Source organism: Collinsella sp. OF02-10 (assembly GCF_003463445.1).
GTDB lineage: Bacteria > Actinomycetota > Coriobacteriia > Coriobacteriales > Coriobacteriaceae > Collinsella.
Window position 1 is genome coordinate 1 of sequence record NZ_QSCW01000040.1, and the last position, 2,103, is coordinate 2,103.

The 2,103-nt window shown below is 55.7% G+C and carries 1 protein-coding gene; it reads left to right on the forward strand.

Annotated elements, in window-relative coordinates:
* Window positions 1–224: 224 nt before the first annotated feature.
* Window positions 225–1,919 (forward strand): phospho-sugar mutase, encoded by a 1,695-nt coding sequence (locus DXA43_RS10055; protein ID WP_055252695.1) that lies wholly within the window; start codon window positions 225–227, stop codon window positions 1,917–1,919.
* Window positions 1,920–2,103 lie beyond the last annotated feature (184 nt).

Here is a 2,103-nt window from a genome sequence, read left to right on the forward strand (position 1 = left end):
AGACTTGAAGAAGGGGGAGGCCTCGCGGCCTCCCCCTTTTTTGCGTTTACGGGCAACATTCCTTATGCAATTAAATCAATTTAATCATCCACCGCTGAATATAGACGTTCACCGTTCTTTGGTCGGTTCTCTATTCTCAATGGACTAATATTTGCTTTAGCGCACTGCTGCGCTTGTCCTGTTTTTACACGGGTCGTTTTATTGATTGTGACGGAAGGACTCACATGGCAGATGTTCATGAGCTGCTTGATACTTGGATTGCCAATGTCAAGGACGAGGAGCTCCTCGCTGAGCTTAACACGATGAAGGAGCAGGGTGATGAGGACGCCATCACCGATGCTTTCTTCCAAGATCTCGCCTTCGGTACTGCCGGCCTTCGCGGCACTATCGGTGCGGGCACTAACCGTATGAATATCTATACGGTCGGTCGTGCGACCCAGGGATTCGCTGACTACCTCAATGCGACCTTCGAGCATCCAACGGTTGCCATCGCTCGCGATAGCCGCAATAAAGGTGAGCTGTTCGTTAAGACGACGGCTGCCATTCTTGCAGCAAACGGCGTGACTGCCCTCGTTTATCCCAAGATTTCTCCTGTGCCGACGCTCTCCTGGGCCGTCCGTGATCTTAAGTGCTCCGGTGGCATTTGCATGACCGCTAGTCATAACCCGGCACCGTATAACGGCTATAAGGCCTATGGCCCCGACGGCTGCCAGATCACCAGCGAGGCCGCCGATGCAATTTCTAAGGCTATCGCCGAGACCGATACGTTCACCGGTGTGAAGTCCATGGACTTCGATGAGGCTCTTGAGCAGGGCCTGGTCAAATGGATCGATGACTCGTGCCTCGAGCGTTATTACGACGCCGTTCTCGCTCGCGGCGTTACGAATCTTTCTGCCGAGGAAATTGCCGGCGCGCCGCTCAAGCTTGTCTATACGCCGCTGAATGGTACCGGCCTCATTCCCGTTACCACGGTGCTCGAGCGCGCTGGCATCACCGATGTCACGGTTGTTCCCGAGCAGAAGGAGCCTAACGGCGATTTCCCGACCTGCCCGTATCCTAACCCCGAGATCCGTCAGGCCATGCAGAAGGGCATCGATCTCTGCGAGCAGGTTCACCCTGATTTGCTGCTTGCAACCGATCCCGACGCCGATCGTGTTGGCGTTGCCGTTAAAAATGGCGATGACTATCTGCTGCTGACCGGTAACGAGATGGGCGTCCTGCTGCTCGACTATATTTGCAAGACCCGTGCCGCCCGCGGCGAGGACCTCACTAAGAAGGTTGCCGTTACTACTATCGTTTCTTCCGCAATGGTTGACGCTCTGGCCGAGGAATATGGCTTTGAGCTCCGTCGCTGCCTGACGGGCTTCAAGTACATCGGTGACATCATTACCTCGCTTTCCGATGCCGGTGAAGTCGATCGCTTTATCTTCGGTTTTGAGGAGAGCTACGGTTATCTGGCTGGCGACCACGTGCGCGACAAGGACGCCGTGAGCACTTCGCTGCTGATTTGCCAGATGGCTCAGTATTACAAGCTGCAGGGTAAGAACCTCGCCGACGCGATGCACGAGCTGTACGAGAAGTATGGCTACTATCACAACAAGACGATTTCGCTGAGCTATCCGGGCGCTGAGGGTGCGGCAAAGATGGCCGGCATCATGGCTGGTCTGCGCGAGAACCCGCCCGCGGAGCTCGCCGGTTCCAAGATTGAGGCCGTCGTGGACTACAACACCTGCGTGAACGGCCTGCCGAAGGCTAATGTCATTGAGTTCGATCTCGAGGGTGGCAACAAGGGTATCGTCCGTCCTTCCGGCACCGAGCCCAAGATCAAGCTGTATATCTTTGCCAAGGGCGCGGATGCCGCCGAGGCTGATGCAGCACTTGACGCGATTGAAGAGTCCGGTCGCAAGCTGCTGGCATAAGGTATTTAAGAGTCTATTACTGTAGATAGGCGAAAGAGGGGATCTCGGAAACGAGGTCCCCTCTTATATTTACCCAGCCAGCCGAGAGTCCTTATATGTGTAGGAAATGTGTACGCCCAGATTCCCGCCCCCGGGGGCCCTCCGGTCTGGCAATATATCTCCTTGCCGCGCGGCCCGGTCGGAC